The organism is Streptomyces sp. NPDC006309 (assembly GCF_040613095.1).
Taxonomy (GTDB): domain Bacteria; phylum Actinomycetota; class Actinomycetes; order Streptomycetales; family Streptomycetaceae; genus Streptomyces.
The window spans coordinates 369,607-390,319 of record NZ_JBEXRO010000005.1; the positions used below are offsets into that span (position 1 = coordinate 369,607).

The 20,713-nt window shown below is 74.6% G+C and carries 12 protein-coding genes; 5 read left to right on the plus strand and 7 right to left on the minus strand.

The window, feature by feature from the left end:
• Window positions 1-34: 34 nt before the first annotated feature.
• The 4 genes from ABZ117_RS10780 to ABZ117_RS10795 form a co-directional block, all read right to left on the minus strand.
• Window positions 35-1,339, minus strand: a complete 1,305-nt coding sequence (locus tag ABZ117_RS10780) for a PrsW family intramembrane metalloprotease (protein ID WP_356819344.1) — start codon at window positions 1,337-1,339, stop codon at window positions 35-37.
• Window positions 1,340-1,407: 68 nt separating this feature from the next.
• A complete protein-coding gene (gene trmB / locus ABZ117_RS10785) occupies window positions 1,408-2,232 on the minus strand; it encodes a tRNA (guanosine(46)-N7)-methyltransferase TrmB (RefSeq protein WP_356819346.1) in 825 nt (274 codons plus the stop codon).
• A 39-nt stretch (window positions 2,233-2,271) separates the two neighbouring features.
• A complete protein-coding gene (gene lhgO, locus ABZ117_RS10790; protein ID WP_356819347.1) occupies window positions 2,272-3,483 on the minus strand; it encodes an L-2-hydroxyglutarate oxidase in 1,212 nt (403 codons plus the stop codon).
• A 99-nt stretch (window positions 3,484-3,582) separates the two neighbouring features.
• On the minus strand, window positions 3,583-5,007 hold the full coding sequence (locus tag ABZ117_RS10795; protein WP_356819349.1) for an MFS transporter: 1,425 nt from the start codon (window positions 5,005-5,007) through the stop codon (window positions 3,583-3,585).
• Between the two features lie 726 nt (window positions 5,008-5,733).
• Between ABZ117_RS10795 and ABZ117_RS10800 the strand changes: the two genes are divergently transcribed.
• Together ABZ117_RS10800 and ABZ117_RS10805 are read left to right on the plus strand one after the other, a co-directional pair.
• Entirely contained in the window at window positions 5,734-7,809 is a 2,076-nt protein-coding gene (locus ABZ117_RS10800) for an asparagine synthase-related protein (RefSeq protein WP_356819351.1), read from the plus strand.
• A gap of 508 nt (window positions 7,810-8,317) precedes the next feature.
• Window positions 8,318-11,596, plus strand: a complete 3,279-nt coding sequence (locus ABZ117_RS10805) for a BTAD domain-containing putative transcriptional regulator (protein WP_356819353.1) — start codon at window positions 8,318-8,320, stop codon at window positions 11,594-11,596.
• Between the two features lie 27 nt (window positions 11,597-11,623).
• Here the strand turns inward: ABZ117_RS10805 and ABZ117_RS10810 are convergent, their stop codons facing one another.
• Both ABZ117_RS10810 and ABZ117_RS10815 read right to left on the minus strand, forming a co-directional pair.
• Window positions 11,624-13,534 (minus strand): sigma-70 family RNA polymerase sigma factor, encoded by a 1,911-nt coding sequence (locus ABZ117_RS10810; RefSeq protein WP_356819394.1) that lies wholly within the window; start codon window positions 13,532-13,534, stop codon window positions 11,624-11,626.
• A gap of 259 nt (window positions 13,535-13,793) precedes the next feature.
• Window positions 13,794-14,630 carry a helix-turn-helix domain-containing protein gene (locus tag ABZ117_RS10815; protein WP_356819354.1) on the minus strand — a complete coding sequence of 279 codons (837 nt, stop codon included), beginning with the start codon at window positions 14,628-14,630 and terminating at the stop codon, window positions 13,794-13,796.
• A 379-nt stretch (window positions 14,631-15,009) separates the two neighbouring features.
• Between ABZ117_RS10815 and ABZ117_RS10820 the strand changes: the two genes are divergently transcribed.
• Both ABZ117_RS10820 and ABZ117_RS10825 read left to right on the plus strand, forming a co-directional pair.
• Entirely contained in the window at window positions 15,010-16,386 is a 1,377-nt protein-coding gene (locus ABZ117_RS10820) for an NAD(P)/FAD-dependent oxidoreductase (protein ID WP_356819356.1), read from the plus strand.
• Window positions 16,387-16,519: 133 nt separating this feature from the next.
• Window positions 16,520-18,166: a SpoIIE family protein phosphatase gene (locus ABZ117_RS10825; RefSeq protein ID WP_356819358.1), complete on the plus strand. Its 1,647-nt coding sequence runs from the start codon at window positions 16,520-16,522 to the stop codon at window positions 18,164-18,166.
• A gap of 66 nt (window positions 18,167-18,232) precedes the next feature.
• Here ABZ117_RS10825 and ABZ117_RS10830 read toward each other — a convergent pair whose 3' ends face one another.
• Window positions 18,233-19,522 (minus strand): MFS transporter, encoded by a 1,290-nt coding sequence (locus ABZ117_RS10830; RefSeq protein WP_356819359.1) that lies wholly within the window; start codon window positions 19,520-19,522, stop codon window positions 18,233-18,235.
• A 97-nt stretch (window positions 19,523-19,619) separates the two neighbouring features.
• Here ABZ117_RS10830 and ABZ117_RS10835 point away from each other — a divergent pair, with 97 nt between their 5' ends.
• Complete coding sequence (locus ABZ117_RS10835) at window positions 19,620-20,168, plus strand: MarR family transcriptional regulator (RefSeq protein ID WP_356819361.1); 549 nt, start codon at window positions 19,620-19,622, stop codon at window positions 20,166-20,168.
• Window positions 20,169-20,713 lie beyond the last annotated feature (545 nt).

Here is a 20,713-nt window from a genome sequence, read left to right on the forward strand (position 1 = left end):
GCCCCGGCCGATCCGCCCCGGCCGTCCCGTCCGGCTATGTCCGGTACGGGTTGTAGGCCGGGTGGGCGCCCGCCGGGGCGCCCTGCCAGTACGGCACGGGGCCCACGTACACCGGGCGGGCCGGCGTGGCGGCCCGCGCCGCGTACTCCAGTGCCGGGCGTGCCGGTTCCCTGCGCCGCCACAGCTCGTCCAGCAGCTCCCGCTCCCGTACGACGAAGTCGGCCCCGGCCCGCCCGCGCCGCCCCCGGTGCCGCAGGAACGCCAGCGAGGTCGCGTACGCCTCGTAGCGCGCCACCTCCCGCGCCGCCGGCCGGCCGAGGTGGTGCCGGGCGTAGTCCCGGGCCATCCGCCGCGCCCGCATCGACCCGAGCGCGAACGGCTCGCCCGGGCCCAGCCATCCGGCCAGTACGTACGCGGGGAGTTCCGCGCGCACCGTCCGCAGCTCCCGCTGCCGCGTCCAGATCGCGAGCCAGGTCAGCAGCGCGAACGCGGGCAGCATGAAGGCGGCGTAGACGGCGAAGAACCCGTACCGGCCGAACGTGGAGGAGCCGTTCCAGAAGGCGTGCATGCTCATCGCGAGCAGCAGTCCGCAGACCGGCAGCAGGGCCCGCCGCACACGCTGCCGCTCGCCGGAGCGCGCTGCGACACCGAAACCGATGCCGGTCAGGACCGTGAACAGGGGGTGCGCGAACGGCGACATCACGATGCGCACGAAGAAGGTCGCGGCGGTGACCGAGGCGATGCCACGGCCGCCGGTGAGCTGGTCCGTCCCGAAGGCCGTGCCGAGGTAGAGGATGTTCTCGGTGAACGCGAACCCGGTGGCGGTGATCCCCGCTATCACCACACCGTCCACGATCCCGGTGAAGTGGCGTCTGCGGAAGAGGAAGACCAGCAGGACGGCCGCGGCCTTCGCGGACTCCTCGACGATCGGCGCTATCACGGTGGCGCCGAGGGTGTCGGCGCCGGCCGGGTCCGCGGTCGAGGTGGCGATCCACCGGGTGGCGAAGCTGTTGGCGACGATGGCTATCAGCGCCGCCGCGCACGCTCCCCAGGCGAGGGCGAAGACCAGGTTCCGCCAGGGCCCCGGCTCCACCCGGTCCAGCCACCGGAACGCGGCTATCAGCCAGGGCACGGGCAGCACGGCCAGCCCGAGCCCGACGACGAAGCCCTCCGTGCCGGTCTGGCGCCGCACGAGCGCCAGGATGACCAGCCCCGACAGCGCCAGCAGCGTGCTCAGCGCCCCGTACCGCACCCACCTGCGCTGCCACCAGTGCGGATGGCGGAGCACACCGTCGCCGGGGCGCGGGGGATACGTCGGGAACGGGGGACTGGTGGCCACGGCATCGACCCTAACGGTGAGGGGACGAGGGGCAGGAGCGGATTACCGGTCCGGGCGCGGTGCCGGACTCATCGCTCCCGGTGCGGGACGCGCCGGAACAGCAGGTCGTTCACCACATGACCCTTGTCCAGGCCCTGTCCCTCGAAACGGGTCAGCGGCCGGAACCCGGGGCGCGGGGCGAAACCGCCCTCTGCCCGCGTGTTCTCGAAGTCGGGGTGCGCGCCGAGCACCTCGAGCATCTGTTCGGCGTAGGGCTCCCAGTCGGTCGCGCAGTGCACGATCGCGCCGGGCTTCAGCCGGGCCGCGGCCAGGGTGAGGAACTCGGGCTGGATGAGGCGCCGCTTGTGGTGCCGCTTCTTGGGCCAGGGATCGGGGAAGTAGACGCGCAGCCCGTCCAGCGCGTCGGGGCGCAGCATCTCCCGGAGCAGGATGATCGCGTCGCCGTTGCCCACCCGGACGTTGGACAGCCCGTCGCGCTCCGCCAGATTGAGCAGGTTGCCCTGCCCCGGGGTGTGCACGTCCACGGCCAGGATGTTGGTGCCCGGGTCGGCCGCGGCCATCCGCGCGGTCGCCTCGCCCATCCCGAACCCGATCTCCAGGACCACGGGACGGTCGTTCCCGAACAGCTCGCCGAGGTCGATGACCCGCTGCCCGTCGATGTCCAGCCCCCAGGTGGGCCACAGCCGCTGGAGGGCGTCGGCCTGCCCGGCCGTCACCCGGCTGCGCCGCGGCTGGAAGCTGCGGATCCGCCGCTCGAAGTGGGAGCCGGCGGGATCGGCCCTGGGCCCGTCCGGGAACCGCGGCTCGCCCCGGGTCCGGGTGTGCCGGACGGACTCACCGGGATCGTGCGATGCCGAGGGCGGGGCGTCGGGGGCGTTCAGGGAGTCAGACACAGTACGACCGATTTTACGGCGCCCCGCGAGGCCGCCCTCCTACCCGAGCAGGCCCAGCGCCCGGCGTCCGACCTCCCTGCCGATCGGCAGGGACGCGGTGGCCGCGGGGGACGGCGCGTTGAGCACGTGCACGGTCCGCGGCCCCTCCTCGATGAGGAAGTCGTCCACCAGCGTCCCGTCCCGCAGCACCGCCTGGGCCCGCACCCCGGCGGGGGCCCGCACCAGGTCACCGGCCTCCACGCCGGGCAGCAGTCTTCGTACGGCCGCCAGGAACGCTCTTCTGGACACCGACCGCCGCAGCTCACCCGCCCCGTAGCGCCAGTGCCGCCGGGCGATCGTCCACGACCCCGGCCACGCGAGCGTCCCGGCCAGCTCCCGGGGCCGTACGACCCCCCAGCCGTACCCCTCGCGGGCCAGCGCCGGGACCGCGTTCGGCCCGATGTGCACACTCCCGTCGATCCCACGCGTCAGATGCACCCCCAGGAACGGGAACGCCGGATCCGGCACCGGATACACCAGTCCCCGCACCAGCTCCGGCCGCGCCAGCTCGTAGTACTCCCCGCGGAACGGCACGATCCGCACCCCGGGCTCGTCCCCGGTGAGGCGGGCCACCTCGTCGCAGTGCAGCCCGGCGCAGTTGACCAGCACGCGCGCGCGGACGACGTCCCCGGCCGCGGTGAGCACGGCCACGCCGCGCTCCGGCCGCCGGTCCACCCGTACGACCCGCGCGCCGTACCGGATCTCCGCCCCGGACGCCCGCGCCAGCTCGCGCGCGACGCCCACGAAGTCACAGACCCCGGTCGTCCCCACGTGTATGGCGGCGAGCCCGCGCACCTCCGGCTCGTACTCGCTGATCTGCGCGGGTCCCAGCTCGCGCACCGGGATGCCGTTCTCGCGGCCCCGCTGCACCAGCGCGTGCAGCCGCGGCAGCTCCTCCCGCACGGTCGCCACGATCAGCTTGCCGGTGACGGCGTGCGCGATGCCGTACTCGGCGCAGAACTTCACCATCTCCGCGGCGCCCCGCACCGCGTACCGCGCCTTCAGGGAGCCCGGGCGGTAGTAGATCCCGCTGTGGATGACGCCGCTGTTGCGTCCCGTCTGGTGCCGGGCCGGGCCGGGCTCCTTCTCCAGGACCGTCACGCGCGTACCCGGTGCGGCGCGCGTGATCGCGTACGCCGTCGACAGCCCGACGATCCCGCCACCGATCACGAGCACATCACAGTCGTACGCCCCGGCCCGCACCTGCACCACCTCCGCCCTCGATAGTGCACTGCGCCACTGACAGTGGCTTCAAACGCCGGCCGGCGCCGGTGCCCCGGGGCGTCACCGGCAGCGGACGCCGCGGTGCCGCTACGCCGGGGTCACCAGCAGCGGCCGGGCCCGCTCCCGCAACTCCACCACCCGCGGCTCGTCCCCGTACGGCTCCAGGCGGTGCAGCAGGTCCTTCACGTACTCGGTGGTGCGGGCGGAGGAGATCCGTCCGGCCACCTCCACGGCCCGCACCCCCTGCTCGCAGGCCGCGTCGAGGTTCCCCGACTCCAGTTCGGCCACCGCCGAGACGACGAGCCGCAGCCCGTGCGAGCGCACGAACTCCTCCGTCGGTTTCGACAGCGCCTGCTCGGTGAACCGCCGGACCTGCCGCGGCGCCTTCAGGTCGCGGTAGCACTCGGCGGCGTCGGCGGCGAACCGGTCGTATCCGTAGAAACCGAGCCAGGAGGGATCGTTGTCGCCCTCCCTGGACCGCTCCAGCCACCCCTCGGCGGCCTTCAGTGCCGCGCCCGCCGCCTGCGCGTCCCCCGCGCGCGCGTGGGCCCGCGCCTCGATCAGCCGGAAGAAGCTCATGGTGCGGGCGGTCGCCAGCCCCCGGTTGCGCTCCAGGGCCGCCTGCGCGAGATCCACGCCCTCGTCGCCGAAGCCCCGGTAGGTGGCCTGCAACGACATGGAGGCGAGGACGTATCCGCCGAGCGGGACGTCGGCCGCCGCGCGCGCGAGGCGCAGCGCCTGGATGTAGTACCGCTGGGCGGCCTCCTGCTGGCCGGTGTCGAAGGCCATCCAGCCGGCGAGCCGGGTGAGTTCGGCGGAGGCGCCGAACAGGGCGCGGCCGACCTCGTCGGAGTAGGAGCCGAGCAGCAGCGGCGCCGCCTCCACCCGCAGGCACTCGGGCACCATGGACGAACGCCAGTCGCCGCCTCCGTATTTGGAGTCCCAGCGCCTGGCGTCCTCCGCGGCTTCCCGCAGCTTCTGAACATCGCTGTGGCCGACTTTGATCGGTGCGCCCGATTCCTCGGCGGATGCCGTCTCGCGCGCGACCGAGCTGTCGGCGGGGGTTATCAGCCATCGTGAGGCGGGTGTCGCGTACGCGCTGACCGCGAACGACCCGGCGAGCGACTGCCAGATGCCGCCGGCGCCGGACCGGCGGCCGGCGAGGTCGAGGCGGTACAGCTCCGTCGCCGACTTCACCGCCTGTCCCACGTCTCTGGGGAAGGCGAGGCCCACCTCGGGCGCGGGGTCCGCGTCCGCCAGGCCTATCTCGTGCAGCGGCACCGGGCGGCCGAGTTTCTGCCCGATGGCGGCGGCGATGAGGTGGGGTGCCGCGCCCTGGGGCACCATGCCCTTCGACACCCAGCGCGCCACCGACGTCTTGTCGTAGCGAAGCGTCAACCCGCGCTGGGCGCCCAGGTCGTTGACGCGCCGCGCGAGTCCTGCGTTGCTGATTCCCGCGAGGGCGAGAACGGCGCCGAGTTTTTCGTTCGGCCCGCGTTGCTCCCTGGACATGCGCCACCCCTCGACACAGACGGCTGCCGCGATGGCATAACCGCGCGGCATTCGTAAACCCAGCGTAGTTCGCCGCATCCCAAGCGTTAAGGGGCATTCTTCCGGATGGCGGGATTGTGGTCCGTACGGCAGTACGGTCCTGTACGCACCGTGCACGGCCCGCCGTCGCGTGCCCCCGCGCATGTGGCCGTGCGCCCGCCCGTGCGCTCTTCTCCGGCCACCGGGGGAGCGGTTCCATGGCTTCTGCGTGGGTCGGCCCGCTGTACTGGATCCAATGGGCTGGGGGACACCGCCGCCTTCATCCCCGCGGGTGGCGGACCGGTCCGGGAGGCGATGCCCGCCTCCCGGACTGTGCGTCGCGCGCGCGCCGCCTCGCGCTCCGCAGGCCTGTACGGAGCGTGCTCATATCGGTTGCCGCTCCGCGTAATTGGCCGAAAATCGCCCCCCGTTCCGGACCTCGGATTTCCGCTCCCACCACGTAACTTGAGGGCGCGTGGGGCGGTTTGGGGGAGCGCACTGGGGGCGCATTCGCGCCGCACCCGTCGGGCACCGCCCGGAACAAGATCCCCTCACCCGCCCGGGCCACCGGCCAACTCCCCTGGCACGTGCCACGAACTTCCCCCGGTCCAAGGCGGCACCGCCGCCCCACCCCGGCGCGTTCTTCATGGCAGCATGGGGATCCGGTTCGTACGGTGCACTGGTTGTCCACAGCGTGTGGAGGCGTCGATGCGGTGGTTGGTGGGGTGGAGCAGCACCGCCGCGGGCACCGCCGGGACCGGCACCGCGGGCGCCACCGGATACGACGGCGAAACCCTGCGCCCGGTCGGATCACAGCTCCTGTGGGGCGACCCGGACCCGCTGTGGGCCGTCGGCGACTGGCGCCCGGACGAGGTCCGCGTGGTGCACGCCGACCCGCAGCACCGCATCGCCGTCCTCGGCATCTGCGGCGCCACCGACGAGGAACTGCGGCGCGGCCTGGTCACCGCGCGCGGGGGCGCCCTGCGCCATCTGACCGGCTGGCCCGGCAGCTACACGGCCGTCGTCCAGGCCGGCCGCCGCATCACCGTCTGCGGTGATCTCGCCGGCGCCCGGCCCGTGTTCCACACCCCCTGGGCCGGCGGTACGGCCTACGCCACGGCCGCCCTGCCCCTCGCCGACCTCATCGAGGCCAACCTCGACTTCACCCACCTCGCCGCCCTGCTCGCCGCCCCCGACGTACCGGCCGCGCTGCGCGACACCACCCCGTACGAGGGCGTACGGCGGATCCCGCCGGGACACGCGCTGGTGCTGCGCGCCGGAGCGCGGGAGATCGCCGGGTACGAGCCGGTCGCCTCCCTCGCCGTGGCCGCGCCCGCGGCCGACCCCGACCGCGCCGTGGACGCCGTACGGGACGCCCTCGTGGAGGCCGTCCGCACCCGGCTCTCCGCACCCCGGCACGTGCCCGACCTCGACCCCGGACCGGTGCCCGGCATGGGACCCGCCGAGCGCCGGGCCGCGCGCGGGATGCCGGTGCCCGGCATCGGCGCCGACCTGTCCGGCGGCCCCGCCTCCGGCACCCTCGCGCTGCTGGCCGCCGGGCTGCCCGGCAGACCCGGCACGCTCCTCGGCCACGGCACCGGCGCGGGCGAACGGCTCCTCGCCGTCACCTTCAACGACCTCGCCGTGGCCGGCCGCGAGGCCGAACTCCAGCGCGCCGGCGCCCTCGCCGCCACCCCCCGGCTGCACCACGTCGTGGTCACCGGCGGCGAGGAGACCCTGCCCTACGCCGGCCTCGACGGCCCCCTGACCGACGAACCCGGACCCTCCCTGGTGCTGGCCGCCCGGCACCGCGCCCGGCTCGCCGCCGGCAGCGCCGACCACTTCACCGGCCACGGCGCCCGCCAGGTCCTGGACGCCCACCCCGCCCGCCTCGCCGACCTCCTGATGGACCGCCGGCGGCGCAACCTGGTCCGGCCGGTCGCCGCGCTCGCCCGGGCCGACGGCTCGGTGATGGTCCCCGCGCGCGTGTACGGCGCGGCCCGGCGGCTCGCCCGCACCCCCTACCGGGCGGGCCTGGAGGCGCTGGCCGAGCGGCTGATGCGGCGCCGCTTCGACGAGCCCAAGGGCGCGGTCGGCGCGTCGCTCGCCGCGCTGACCTGGGCCGCACCGGGACCGGCCGCGCGCTGGCTGACGGGTGAGGCGCTGGCTGAAGTATCGGTTCTGCTCCAGGCGGAGGCCGACCGCTCCGGGACCGGCGCGCAGCGGCCCGGCGACTACCGCGCGCGTGCGGCGCTCGCCCGGCACGCCGCCGACCTCCGCGTGCTGGAACAGGCCGCGGAGGTCCGCTCCCAGCGGCTGCACGCGCCGTTCCTCGACAACCAGGTCGTCCGCGCCTGCCGCGCCCTGCCCGAAGCCCTGCGCGTCCAGCCCGGCGCGCGGACCGCCATCCTCCGTACGGTCCTGGCGGGCTCCGGCGTCACCGACCTCCCGCCCGGCTGGGGCACCCCCTCCCACGGCTCCTCGGCGGCCGCCGCCCGCGCGGGTCTCCGCGTCGCCGCCGACTCCCTCGTGGACCTCTTCTCCAGCCCCCTCCTGGCCGACGCCGGGCTGGTCGAGGCCCGCGTCGTCCGCAAGGCCCTGCGCACCGCCGCGGCGGGCGATCCCCTGCCCCTCGACGGACTCGCCGGCCTCGTCTCCCTCGAACTCTGGCTCCACCGCCTGCTCGCCCGACGCGGCACGTGCTGGACGGGCACGCCGTCCCGCTCCCGGGCGGTGCCCTCCGGGATCCAGCCGAGGCGGGGAGCACTGACACCGGGGGTGTGAGCGCTCCGGGCTCCGGGTCGGTGTGGCGGCGGGGTGTGGGGCTGGTCGGGCGGTTCCTCGGGCCCCTGGGGGGGTTGGTGTGGGCGTGCGTGCAGGGCGCCGTGGTGGTGGGCGGTTGTGTGGCTGCGGGGTGTGGGGACTGGTCGCGCGGTTCCTCGCGCCTCTGGGGGTCGGTGTGGGCGTGCGTGCAGGGCACCGTGGTGGTGGGCGGTTGCGCGGCTGCGGGGTGTAGGGGCTGGTCACGCAGGCCCCCGCGACCCTGGGGAGTTGGTGTCCGCGCCGTCGGCGCGGGCAGGCGTGCCGCTGGGGCGGCACGGGTGGGCGCGGCGGCGCCCCGCGAGCGCGGGTGAGTGACCCCGCCCCCGCCCGGGACAGCGCCGGGGACCCCGTCGGAGGGGGTGAGCGGGGCGGCCCCGACCGGTGGCCGCGACCCGCCCGTCGGGAAACCCCCGTGCCTCGGCTGCCGTCTCCCCGCGACAATGACCTGGTGCGGTACCGAATCCTGGGCGTGACCCAAGCGACAGACGATCAGGGCACCCCCCTGTCCATCGGCGGCCCGCGCCTGCGTAGGCTCCTCGCCGCCCTCGCCCTGCGTCCCGGCCGCATCACCACCCCCGACACCCTCATCGGCGAGATCTGGGCGGACGACCCGCCCCACGACGCCCCCGCCGCCCTCCAGGCGCTCGTCGGCCGTCTCCGCCGTACCCTCGGCAGGGACGCCGTCACCTCCGCGCCCGGCGGCTACCGGCTGGAAGCGGCCGAGGACGACGTGGACCTCCACGTCTTCGAGCGGCTCACCCGCGCCGGCACCGACGCCCTCGCCGCCGGCGACCCGGCCACCGCCCACCGCACACTCACCGAGGCCCTCGCCCTCTGGCACGGCCCGGCCCTCGCAGACCTCCCCGACCGCACCGCCGCCACCCGACCGGACGCCCTCCGTCTGGACGCGGCCCGCGCCCGCGCCGCCGCCGCGCTCGCCCTCGGCCGCGCCCGGGAGGCCGTACCGGAGCTGAGGGAACTGACCACGGCGCACCCGTACGACGAATCCCTGCACGCCCTCCTGATCCGCGCCCTGCGGGACGCGGGCCGCCCGGCCGACGCCCTCGCCGCCCACGAGTCCGTCCGCCGCACCCTCGCCGACACCCTGGGCACCGACCCCGGCCCGGAACTCCGCGCCCTGCACACCGCGTTGCTGCGACAGGAGAACCCGGCGGACCGACCGCACCCGGAGGTACCGCACCGCGCCCCGCCTCCCGGGCGCACCGGGAATCTGCGCCCCCGCCTGACGTCCTTCGTCGGCCGGGAACGGGAGCTGGCGGCCCTTCGTTCGGAAGTGCACAGGGCCCGCCTGGTCACGCTCACCGGACCGGGCGGCTCCGGGAAGACCCGCCTCGCCGAGGAGGCCGCCGCCGCGTTCCCCTCGGCCCGGATGGCCGAGCTGGCCCCGCTCGACCGGCCGGAGGCGGTGCCCGACGCGGTGGTCAGCGCCCTCGGCATACGCGAGACCGTGCTGCTGGGCAACGAACTGGCGACCCAGCCGGCCGACCCCACGGCCCTGCTGGTCGAGTACTGCGCCCCGCGCAGCCAACTCCTGGTGCTCGACAACTGCGAGCACGTCATCGGCGCGGCGGCCACCCTCGCCGAGACCCTCCTCACCCACTGCCCCGGCCTCACGATCCTCGCGACCAGCCGTGAACCCCTGGGCGTCCCCGGCGAGTCGGTGCGCCCGGTGGAGCCGCTCGCCCCGGAGCAGGCGCACCACCTCTTCGCCGAGCGCGCGAGGGCCGTCCGCCCCGACGCCGACGCCGTGCTCGGCGACACCGCGGCCGTGACGGAGATCTGCCGCCGCCTGGACGGGCTGCCGCTCGCCATCGAGCTGGCCGCGGCCCGGCTCAGGCTGCTGACCCCACGCCAGATCGCCGACCGGCTGGACGACCGCTTCCGTCTGCTCACCGCCGGCAGCCGCACGGTCCTGCCCCGCCAGCAGACCCTGCGCGCGGTCGTCGACTGGTCCTGGGACCTGCTGGACGAGGGGGAACGGACGGTCCTGCGCGAGGTGTCGGTGTTCGCCGGCGGCTGGGACCTCGCCGCGGCCGAGGCCGTGTGCACCGGGCCGGTGGCGGAGCTGATGGGTGCGCTGGTCGACAAGTCCCTCGTGGTCGCCGCCCCGCACGGCCCCGACGGCGCCGCCTCCGGCATGCGCTACCGCATGCTGGAGACCATCCACGAGTACGCCACCGAGCGTGCCGCCGAGGTCCCCGGCCTGCGCGCGGCGGCCGAGCGACGCCACCGCGCGTGGGTGCGGGCGCTGGTGGAGGAGGCGGAGCCGCGACTGCGGTCGGCGGCCCAGCTGCCCTGGATCTCGCGGCTGGAGACCGAGCTGGACAACGTCCGCGCGGCCCTGGACCGCGCGGTGCGCGCGGGCGACGAGGCCGGGGCGGGCGCCGTCGTCCTGGCCATCGGCTGGTTCTGGTGGCTGCGCAACCACCGCCAGGAGGCCGTGGCGTGGGTACGGCTGGTCCTCCGCCTGGGCGTCGCCCTGGACGCCGTGTCCGCGGGCGCGCCGGAGGGTGACCTGATGGCGCTCACCGAGTCGGCCGATCCGGTGGGCGCCTTCCTCGCCGCCCCGGACGGCGAGGCCGGGCATCCGCTGCACGAGCTGCGGACGGACCTGCGCATGCTCGACCTGTTCCTGACGTCCGACTCGGGGACGGAGAGCCTCACGGCCGACGACCGGGCCCCGCGGTACATCGCGCGCGTACGCGCCGCCTACGAACCGGGCGGCCCGCGGGCGGCCCGGCTCCCGGGCCTGGTCTGGCCGCTGACCGCCCACTACCTGGGCGGCCCGGCCGACGTCCACCCGGACCTGACCCAGGCCGTCGCCAACTGCCGCCGCTACGGCGGTCCCTGGGAGGTCGGGGTCGCCCTGATGTTCCGCACCCACGTGACCGTCGACTCGCCGGGCAACCTCGAGGGCGTCGACGAGGACCTGGCCGAGCTGCGGCAGCTGAGCCGGCGCGTGGGTGACCGCTGGATGCGGGCCCAGGTGTGCGGCGCGGCCGGCGAGGCGGCCATGGCCCGCGGCCGGTTCGACGACGCACGCGCCGAGTACGAGGAGGCCCTGCGGCTCGCCTACGAGGTCGGCGCGTACGCGGAGTCCCCGTTCCTGCTGGCCCGCCTCGCCGAGATCTCCTACCGCTCCGGCGACCGGAAGGCCGCGCTCGCCGCCCTGGACGAGGCGGAAACGGCCGCCGACCGGTACACGGTGCCGGAGTCACGCGCCTTCGTCCTGCTGCTGCGCGCCCACCTCGCCCTGCAAGACGGCTGCACCGCCCGCGCCCGCGAGCTGTACGAGGCGATGTGCGCGGCCGTGCGGGGCGGTACCCCGCCCCCGCAGTTCGTGGCGGCCCAGCGTACGGTCGAGGTGCTGCTCACGGCCGACGAGTCGGGTCCGGCGCACGCCCTGCCGGTCGTGGTGGAGGCCCTGCGCGAGGCCGCGGAGCAGGGGTGCGGCGAGTCGATCACGGCCGGGCTGGTGGACGTCGCCGCCGGCCTGCTGGCCCGGCACGGTGATCTGCCGGGCGCCGTCCGGCTGTTCGCCGCCGCGGACCACTGGCGGGACGGCCGCCGGCGGCCCGAGCCGGAGCGCAGTGACGCCGCCCGGGTGCGCGCGGGCGCCCGCGCGGCCCTCCCGGCCGACCGCTACGCGGCCGAGAGCGCCCGGGGCGCGTCCCTCGGCGTCGCGGACGTCCTGCGTGAGCTGGGCGCCCCGGCTGCCGTCGAGTGAGGCGGGGGGCGCCCGGGCCGGCCCGACCTAGCAGGTGAACCGGGACTCCGCCCAGTCCGCGAGCGCCGCCCGGTCGAAGGCGGTGCGGTACGGCTCCACCACGAGCCGTACGGTCCGGCGGCCGGTGAGGTCCACATGGACGGGGACGGCCCGGTCGCGGCCCTCGACCGTGGCGGACCGCCAGAGCCGGGCCCCGTCGGCGTAGACGGAGAACGAGACCCTGCCGAGGCCGAGGGTGAGGTCGTCGACGCCGGCCAGCGCGTCGTAGGCGGTGCACCGGCGGTTGAGGGCGATGGTGACGGAGGACCGGCCCGACACGGTCACCCCGTGCGCGTACCGGCTGCCGCCGGCCGACATGCCGTACCGCTGCCACACCCAGCTGCTGCCGCCCAGGGCGATCTCCGGCCGGGTGCCGTCACCGTCCAGGTCGTAGCGCAGCCCGCTCAGCCGGTAGACGGCGGGCACCGGCGGTGGTGCGGTTGCCGGGCCGGGCGCCCGGGGCGGGGTGGGTGCGGGCTTCGGCGCGGGGGTCGGTGTCGGCGCGGGTGGGGGGTCGACGGCCGGTGACGGGGGCGGCGGCGCCGTCGGCTTCGGGACGACGGCCACGGGTGCGGGCGCCGGCTTCCCCTTCACCGGATGCGCCGGATGTGCCGGATGCGCCGGATGTGCCGGGCGCGTGGGCGGTGCCGGCGCCGCGGGCGCCGGTGTCTTCGACCGCACGACCGGCGTGGGCGGCCGCGGCCGTGCGGCCTCCTTCGCCGGATGACCGTCGTTCACCAGAGCCAGCGCCACCACCGCGGCGGCCACCGCGACGACACCGGCCGCGATGCCCGCCTTCACCGGTGCCCCGAGCCCCTCCGAGGCCGCGGCCCCGCCGCCCGCCCCGCCGGACGACCCGGTGGCCGCGGCGGCACCGGCTGCCCCGGCCCCGGCGCTGCCGGCCACGATCCCGAGGGCCTTGGCGTACCCGGCGGCCCCGAACCAGCCGATGACCGCGACCGGTACGACACCCGGGATACCGCCGGCCACCTCCTCGATCTGCGCCGCCGCCAGCCGGCACCTGGCGCACTCCGCCAGGTGCTTGCGCAGACCGCGCTCGGCGCGGACACGCAGCTTGCGGCGGGCGTACGTGCCGAGCTGGTCGGCGTAGCGGGCGCACTCCTCGTCCTGGGCGAGGGCGTCGCTGACATGGGCCTGGAGGTAGGCCTGCCTCAGCCCTTCCCGGGCGCGGCTGGCCAGCACCCGGGTGCCGTTGGCGTCCAGGCCGAACAGCACGGCGACCTCGCTGGGGGACTCGTCCTCCACCTCGGTGTGCCACAGCACGGCCTGCCAGCGTTCGGGCAGCGAACGGAAGGCCCGCATGGCCATGGACTGCTCGGCCTCGTGCAGGGCGCGCACATCGGCGCCGAGCGCGACGGTGCCGTCGCCGGGTGCCTCCGTGGCCCGTGCCGCCTGCTGGGCGAAGGCGGCGAAGTCGTCGACGAGCTGCTCGCGCCGGGCGGACCGGGTCCAGTGCGCGGCGACGCGCCGCACGGACGTCAGCAGATAGGCCCGTACGGCGTGTTCCGGACCCGAACCGCCCCGCGCCGCTTGCAGCATCCGCGCGAACACCTCGGCGGTGAGGTCGTCGGCGGTGTGCGCGTCCCGGCAGCAGCCGCGCGCGTACCGCCGTACCGCGTCGGCGTGCCGCCGGTACAGCTCCTCGTAGGCCGAGTCGTCCCCGGCGCGCATCCGTTCGATCAGCTCGCCGTCGGCGGGGGGTGTCCTTCGGGGCGGCGGCAGGACGCTCCCCCCGCGCTGGGCCGGCACGTTCCCGTCACCCGGGCCGCCGACGGCAGCGGGGCGCCCGCCCCGGTCCGGTACGTGAGGTGAGGTCAGACCGCGCGCTTGCGGGTCCCCGTCGTCACCGCGTGACTCGCCCCGCCCGTCAACGCCCACCACGGACAGCCCCCGACACCGGCCCAGCCCAACCCGTCACCGGCTCAGAGTGCCACAGCGCGTCCGTCCGGAGACCCCGTCACAGAGCCCGTCCACTCATCCGAGCGGACTTCCCCCACCCCACTCGAACACCCCCGCGGTACCCACGGCGACGGCGCCCCGCGGAAGACACCCGCACCCGTACGACCGTGACAGCCGTACGGGTGCGGGTGGCAGACGGTGTCCCGCCGACGGCAGGACCGGAGCGAGCGGCGGGACGTCACGCCGGCCGGGAGCGCAGTCCCTCCAGCAGGATGTCCAGCAGCCGCGCGGACGCGGCTGCCTGCTGTGCCGCGTCCGGCAGTGACGGTGCCGCCGTGGCGATCACCAGCAGCACGTCGCCCACGGAGACGTCCGCCCGCAGCTCACCCGCCGCCCGCGCCCGCTCCACCAGCTGCCCGACCACTTCGAGCAACGCCCCGGACCCGGTGTCGTCGGCCGTCAGCGAGATCTCGTCCGCCACCAGCCGCAGCTCACCACCCCCGGACTGCACCCGCTGCTGAGGCACCCGGGGCTCCCCGGCCAGGGCGACCGCAGGGATCGACGCGACCGCCCCGGCCGGCGGGACGACCCCTACCGGGCCGGCCGGCCCACCCGAAGTCTCCGGCCCGGCCGGACCGCCGGAGCCGACCCGCAGGACCTGCGGCGGCAGCAGCCGCCCGGCCCCCGACGCCACGGACGTCCGCAGGAACCGCGACAGTGCCGACCACGGCTCGTCCTCCTGCCCGAGCGCGGTCCGCGCCTGCTCGGTCAGCCGTGCCGTCTCCTCCTGAGCGATCCGCCGGACCAGCACGTCCTTGCTCGGGAAGCGCCGGTACACCGTGCCGACCCCGACCCGCGCGCGCCGCGCCACGTCCTCCATCGGCGCGCCGTAGCCCAGCTCGCCGAACACCTCACGCGCCGCGCGCAGCACGTGCTCCAGATTGCGCTGTGCGTCCACCCGCAGCGGTGCCGTACGCGCCCCGTCCGCGCGCCCGTTACCCCTTGCCGCGGTCATCGCCTGGCCACCGGGCGTGATGGTGGCCGCAGATGCCCAATGCGTGTCCTGAACATGCATGTGTTTCCCCCGGTAATGACGTCTCCCCCCGGAGACTCCCCGCCACTGAACGCGAAGTGCGCGGATATGGCATCGGTCCCGACCGGACCCGCCCGTCGCGGACCCGTTCGACCACAGTCCCTACACCCCGTCGACACACGAACATAGTTGAGAGACAGTCAATTCAGAAGGGGCAGGTTCCGCACGGAGCGCCCCCCGATCGGAGTACGGGACACGTACGCCCCGATTGCGCCCCTTCGTGCACTGTCGCCCGCCCCCGCTGACCTGCCCCGATTCGTCCTGCACGGACACCGCGGCCGACCTCGCGCACACCGCGCCGCCGGTCACACAAATTGCCGGGGCTGTGGACAAACAACAGCGCCGGGTGCGTCATGGGACGGTGAAGGAACGTGCGCGCATTCTGGTTGTCGGCGGCGGCTACGTCGGGATGTACACGGCCCTGCGCCTCCAGCGGAAGCTGAAGGGCGAGCTGCGAAGAGGCGAGGTCGACATCACGGTCGTCACTCCCGACCCGTACATGACGTACCAGCCGTTCCTTCCGGAGGCCGCCGCGGGCTCGATCTCCCCGCGGCATGTCGTCGTCCCGCTGCGCCGCGTGCTCCACCGCTGTCACGTGATCGTCGGCGAGGTGACAGCCGTCGACCACGCGTCCCGCACCGCCACCGTCACCACGCTCGCCACCGCGGAGGGGGACGGACCCGCGGAACTGCTGCGCTACGACGAACTCGTGCTCGCCCCCGGTTCGGTCTCCCGCGCCCTGCCCATCCCCGGCCTCGCGGAGTACGGCATCGGGTTCAAGACCGTCGAGGAGGCCATCGGACTGCGCAACCACGTCATCGAACAGATGGACATCGCCTCCTCCACCCGCGACCCCGCCCTCCGCGACGCCGCCCTGACCTTCGTGTTCGTCGGCGGCGGCTACGCGGGCGTGGAGGCCCTGGGCGAGCTGGAGGACATGGCCCGCTACGCCGCGCGCTACTACCACAACATCCGCCCCGAGGACATGAGGTGGATCCTCGTGGAGGCCACCGACCGCATCCTCCCCGAGGTCGGCGCGGAGATGGGCCGCTACACCGTCACCCAGCTGCGCCGCCGCAACATCCAGGTGCTGCTCGACACCCGCCTGGAGTCCTGCGCCGGCCGCGTCGCCGTCCTCAGCGACGGCCAGCGCTTCCCGACCCGTACGGTCGTGTGGACCGCCGGCGTCCGACCGCACCCGCTGCTCGCCGCCACCGGCCTCCCGCGCACCGACCGCGGCCGGCTCAGGTGCACGGCCCGGCTGACGGTCGACGGCACGGAACACGCCTGGGCCGCGGGCGACGCCGCCGCCGTACCCGACGTCACGGCCGCCGCACCCGGCGCCGAGACCGCCCCCAACGCCCAGCACGCGGTCCGCCAGGCCCGCACCCTCGGCGACAACATCGTGCACTCCCTGCGCGGCGAGCCCCTGGAGACGTACGCGCACAAGTACGTCGGCTCGGTCGCCTCCCTCGGTCTGCACAAGGGTGTCGCCCAGGTCTACGGGCGCCGGCTGAAGGGCTACCCTGCCTGGTTCATGCACCGCGTGTACCACCTCAGCCGGGTGCCCACCTTCAACCGCAAGGCCCGGGTGCTCGCCGAATGGACCCTCGCCGGGCTCTTCAAACGCGAGATCGTCTCGCTCGGCTCACTCGAACATCCCCGAGCGGAGTTCGAACTGGCGGCCGGTGGAAAACTCCCTCACGACCCCTCCGACGACCCGAAGGGGTCGTCCTGACCCGACCCGGGAACTCCACGGCGCGGCCCGGCGTCTGACGGTTGTCGCTCGCCGCGGCCCGCTCCCTGCCAGACTGCACCACGACGTCGGACGGGCCACCCGCCCGCCCCAGCACCCACGAGGCCTTCCCCAAGTGAACTTCACGCGCTGGAGCGCCCGGCTCCCCGGAACGCAGCGCCGCGCAGCCGCGCGGACCGAGACGGCGGTCCCCCCGGACCGGCGGGGAGAAGGCTCCGTGCCCGCGGCCCGCGCCGAACGGTCCGCCGACGGCACCTCCCCGGTGCCCGCGGTCGACGAACTGCCCGCGCGTGAAGTGCTCGACCGCGTCCCGGCCCTCGTCGCCCTGGTCCACGGCCCTGACCACCGCCTCGCCTACGTCAACGACGCCTACACGGCGGCCTTCGGCACCCGGCCCACCTGCGCCCCCGCCCGCGAGGCCCTGCCCGAACTCGTCGAACTGGGCCTGCTCCCGCTGCTCGACCAGGTGCTGCGCAGCGGCAGACCCCGCACCCTGAAGTCCCGCAAGGCCGTCGACGGCCGCTCGTACACCTTCACCTGCACCCCCGTCGCCGAGGACGGCGCCCGCGGCGCGGGCGTACTGGTCTTCGCCACGGACGTCACCGACCACGCCGAGGCCGCCGAACGCCTGCGCGCCAGCGAGCGCCGCCAGCGGGAGACCGCCGTCACCCTCCAGCGCTCCCTGCTCCCCCAGGAACTGGAACAGCCCGACGACCTGCGCATCGCCGCCACCTACCAGCCCGGCGGCACCGAGGCGGCGGTCGGCGGCGACTGGTACGACGTGATCACCCTCGGCGGCGGCCGTACCGCCCTGGTCATCGGCGACGTCATGGGCCGCGGGGTGCGCGCCGCCGCCGTCATGGGACAGCTCCGCACGGCCGTCCGCGCCTACGCCCGCCTGGACCTGCCCCCGCACGAGGTGCTCCAGCTCCTGGACGGCCTCGCCACCGAGATCGACCCCCACCAGATCGCCACCTGCTGCTACGCCGTCCACGACCCCAACGAGGGCCGCCTGGTGTACGCCTCCGCGGGCCATCTGCCGATCCTGGTCCGCGACGAGAACGGCACCGTCTCCCGCACCGACGAACCCACCGGACCGCCCCTCGGCACCGGCGGCTGGATGCACTCCTCCGGCTCCATCGCCCTCGGCCCCGGCGCCACGGCCGTCCTGTACACGGACGGCCTGGTCGAGCGCCGGGACGCCGACCTGGACGAGGGCATCGCCTCGCTCGCCGGCGCCCTCGCCGGGGCCACCGGCACCCCGCAGGTCGTCTGCGACCGCTTGGTCCGCTCGGCCGGGGTCACCGCGGACCACGACGACGACGTGGCCGTCCTCGTCCTCCAGCACCCCGCCCGTACGGGCCCCGACGGCGACCTCTTCCGCAACGCGGCCCTGGAACTCCTCGGCGGTGTCGAAGCGGCCCCCCGCGCGCGTGCCTTCGCCTCCGGCGTCCTCACCAGCTGGCGCTTCCCCACCGAGCTGCACGACCTCGGTGTCCTCGCCGCCAGCGAACTGGTCGCCAACAGCCTCCAGCACGGCACCCCGCCCATGCGGCTCGGACTCCGCCGCACCGACCGCCGCCTCATCGTGGAGGTCACCGACGGCGACGACCACCTGCCCCGGCGCCGCCGCGCCGAACCCGGCGACGAGTCCGGCCGGGGCATCGCGATCGTGGCGACGATCGCCACCAGCTGGGGCTCGCGCCGCACCCCGGGCGGCGGCAAAGCGGTGTGGTGCGAGTTCCTGCTGCCCAAGCACTGAACACCGTTGGGCACCGGCCCCGCCCGGCCCCCGTCACCGCGGCGGCCGGCGACGGGCACGGGCGCCTCAGGCCTCCGCGGCCACCGGCTCCGCGGGCGTCCCGCCACGGGTGACCACCCGGCTGGTCCGCGCCAGCCACGGCTGGTCCTGTACGGCGGTGAGCTGCCGCCCCAGCCGCAGCGCCAGACAGGTGATGCCCAGCGAGAACAGCAGGAACGTCACGACGTACGGCGCGTGCAGCGAGGCGCCCAGGGGGCCGCCCACCGCCGGGCCGACCGCCAGCGCCAGCTGCTTGACCAGCGCGAACGCCGAGTTGTACTGCCCGGCCATGCCCTCCGGCGCCAGATCGGCGACCAGCGGCGCGACCGTGGGCGACAGCATCGCCTCGCCGAGACCGAACAGCGCGTACGTCGACACGAACGCGGCCGTGGCCATCTCCTGGCTGCCGTGCCCCAGCCCCGCGTACCCGGCGGCCAGCCAGGCCACGGCCCAGATCAGCCCGACCCCGGCGATCACCCGGGACCGGCGCCGCCGCTCCACGAACTTCAGCACGGCGAACTGGGCCACCACGATCATCAGCGTGTTCGCGGCCAGCGCCGTCCCCAGCGCGGAGGTGGATATCCCGGCGGCCTCGACGCCGTACGCGCTCAGCCCCGACTCGAACTGTCCGTAGCAGGCGAAGAACAGCACGAAGCCCAGCACGCACAGCTGCACCATCGACCGGTTGCCGAGCAGCTGCTTCAAGCCGCCCTTCGCCGACCGCGCGGGCGCGTCCTCGATCCGCGGGGAATGCGGCATCCGCACGGTCGCCACCACGCCGACCAGCAGCAGGAACATGGCAGCCTCGATCGCGAACAGCAGCGTGAACGAGGACACGCGGGTGGTGTCGACCAGATGGCCGCCGATGAGACCGCCGACGCCGAGCCCCAGGTTCTGGAGGAAGAACTGCGTCGCGAACGCCCGCGAGCGGGTGTCGGCCGTCGAGCAGTCCACGATCATCGTCGCCAGGGCCGGCTGCATCACGGCCTGTCCTGCGCCGAGCGCCGCGGCGGCCGCCAGCACGGTGGCGGCACTGCCCGCCAAACCGAGGCCCAGCGCGCCCAGGGCGGCGGTCACCAGCGCGGCGACCAGGACCGGCAGCGGGCCGCGCCGCACGATCGCCCGGCCGGCGAACGGCAGCACGATCAGCGCGGCCACGGCGAAGACGGCGAGTACCAGTCCCGCTGTCATGGCTCCCAGTCCCCGCACCTGCGCCACATAGACGTACAGGTAGGGGACGGTGAAGCCGAGCCCGAACGCGCTGAGTGCGTTGCCCACGTGGATCCGGCGCATCGCTGCGCCCATCGCCCTGGTCACGTTCACCTCTTCCACTAGTTAGACCTGAAGACTTCGAAGCTAAAGAGTACACATCGAAGGACTTCGAGGCAAAGCGGGTGCGTGCGATACTGCGTCCATGGCCGACACTCCCGGCGTCGCCGAGCCGACACTCGAAGAACAGATCGCCGCCTACCAGCGCGAGTTCCAGGACCTCGATCCCCAGGTCGAGAAGATCGTGTCGGCGCTCTCCCGGCTGAACCGCCGTATGAACGTGGCGTACGGCCGCCAGACCGCCGCCCTCGGCATCAGCAACGCCGAGTGGGAGGTCCTCAAGGCGCTCGTCCTCTCCGGCGTCCCGTACCGCATGGGCCCCGGCGAACTGGCCAAGCGGCTCGGCCTCACGCCGGCCGCGATGACCCACCGCATCGACCGCATGGTCGCCGAGGGCCTGGTCACCCGGGAGCGCGACGAGTCCAACCGCGTCCGGGTCATCGTCGAGCTGACGCCCGGCGGCCGCGAGAAGTGGCTGGAGGCGATGCGGATGGCGACCGTGTTCGAGGAGGACCTGCTCCAGGACCTCACCCCCGTGGAGCGCGTGGTGCTCGGCGAGGTCCTGACCCGCCTCCTGCGCAGGGTGGAACACGCCCAGCCGGACGCCGGCGGCCGGCTCACCGACCTCGACTGAGCAGTCAGCGAAGCGGGCGTAAAGATCTTGACAGCAGGGTGTTGACACGCCCTTGCCCGATCCGTAGAGTTCTTCGGGTTGCCGCAGAGCCGTAACGGTTCTGCGACGGCACCTCAGCCGCCCCGAGCGGCACCCTCAACCACCAGCACGATCTCCTGACCGGATTGATTTCGGCATGCTCGAATTCAATTCGAATAGGAACTCGGCGGCCCGATTGGGAATCGCCGGACGGATCCGCTAAGGTTTGAGACGTCGGAACGGCCGAACGGCCGGGAAGGCAAGCCCCTCTGACTGGGAGTCAGGCGCCGAAAGGGTCTGATAGAGTCGGAACCGCCGGAAAGGGAAACGCGGAAGCGGGAACCTGGAAAGCACCGAGGAAATCGGGTCGAGAAAAGATCTGATAGAGTCGGAAACGCAAGACCGAAGGGAAGCGCCCGGAGGAAAGCCCGAGAGGGTGAGTACAAAGGAAGCGACCGTTCCTTGAGAACTCAACAGCGTGCCAAAAGTCAACGCCAGATATGTTGATACCCCGTTCCTCTCGGTGA

Coding starts and splice junctions, on each gene's coding strand:
- ABZ117_RS10815 (WP_356819354.1), bottom strand. CDS start 14,630: ATGCATGTTCAGGACACGCATTGGGCATCTGCGGCCACCATCACGCCC.
- ABZ117_RS10800 (WP_356819351.1), top strand. CDS start 5,734: ATGCGGTGGTTGGTGGGGTGGAGCAGCACCGCCGCGGGCACCGCCGGG.
- ABZ117_RS10795 (WP_356819349.1), bottom strand. CDS start 5,007: ATGTCCAGGGAGCAACGCGGGCCGAACGAAAAACTCGGCGCCGTTCTC.
- ABZ117_RS10835 (WP_356819361.1), top strand. CDS start 19,620: ATGGCCGACACTCCCGGCGTCGCCGAGCCGACACTCGAAGAACAGATC.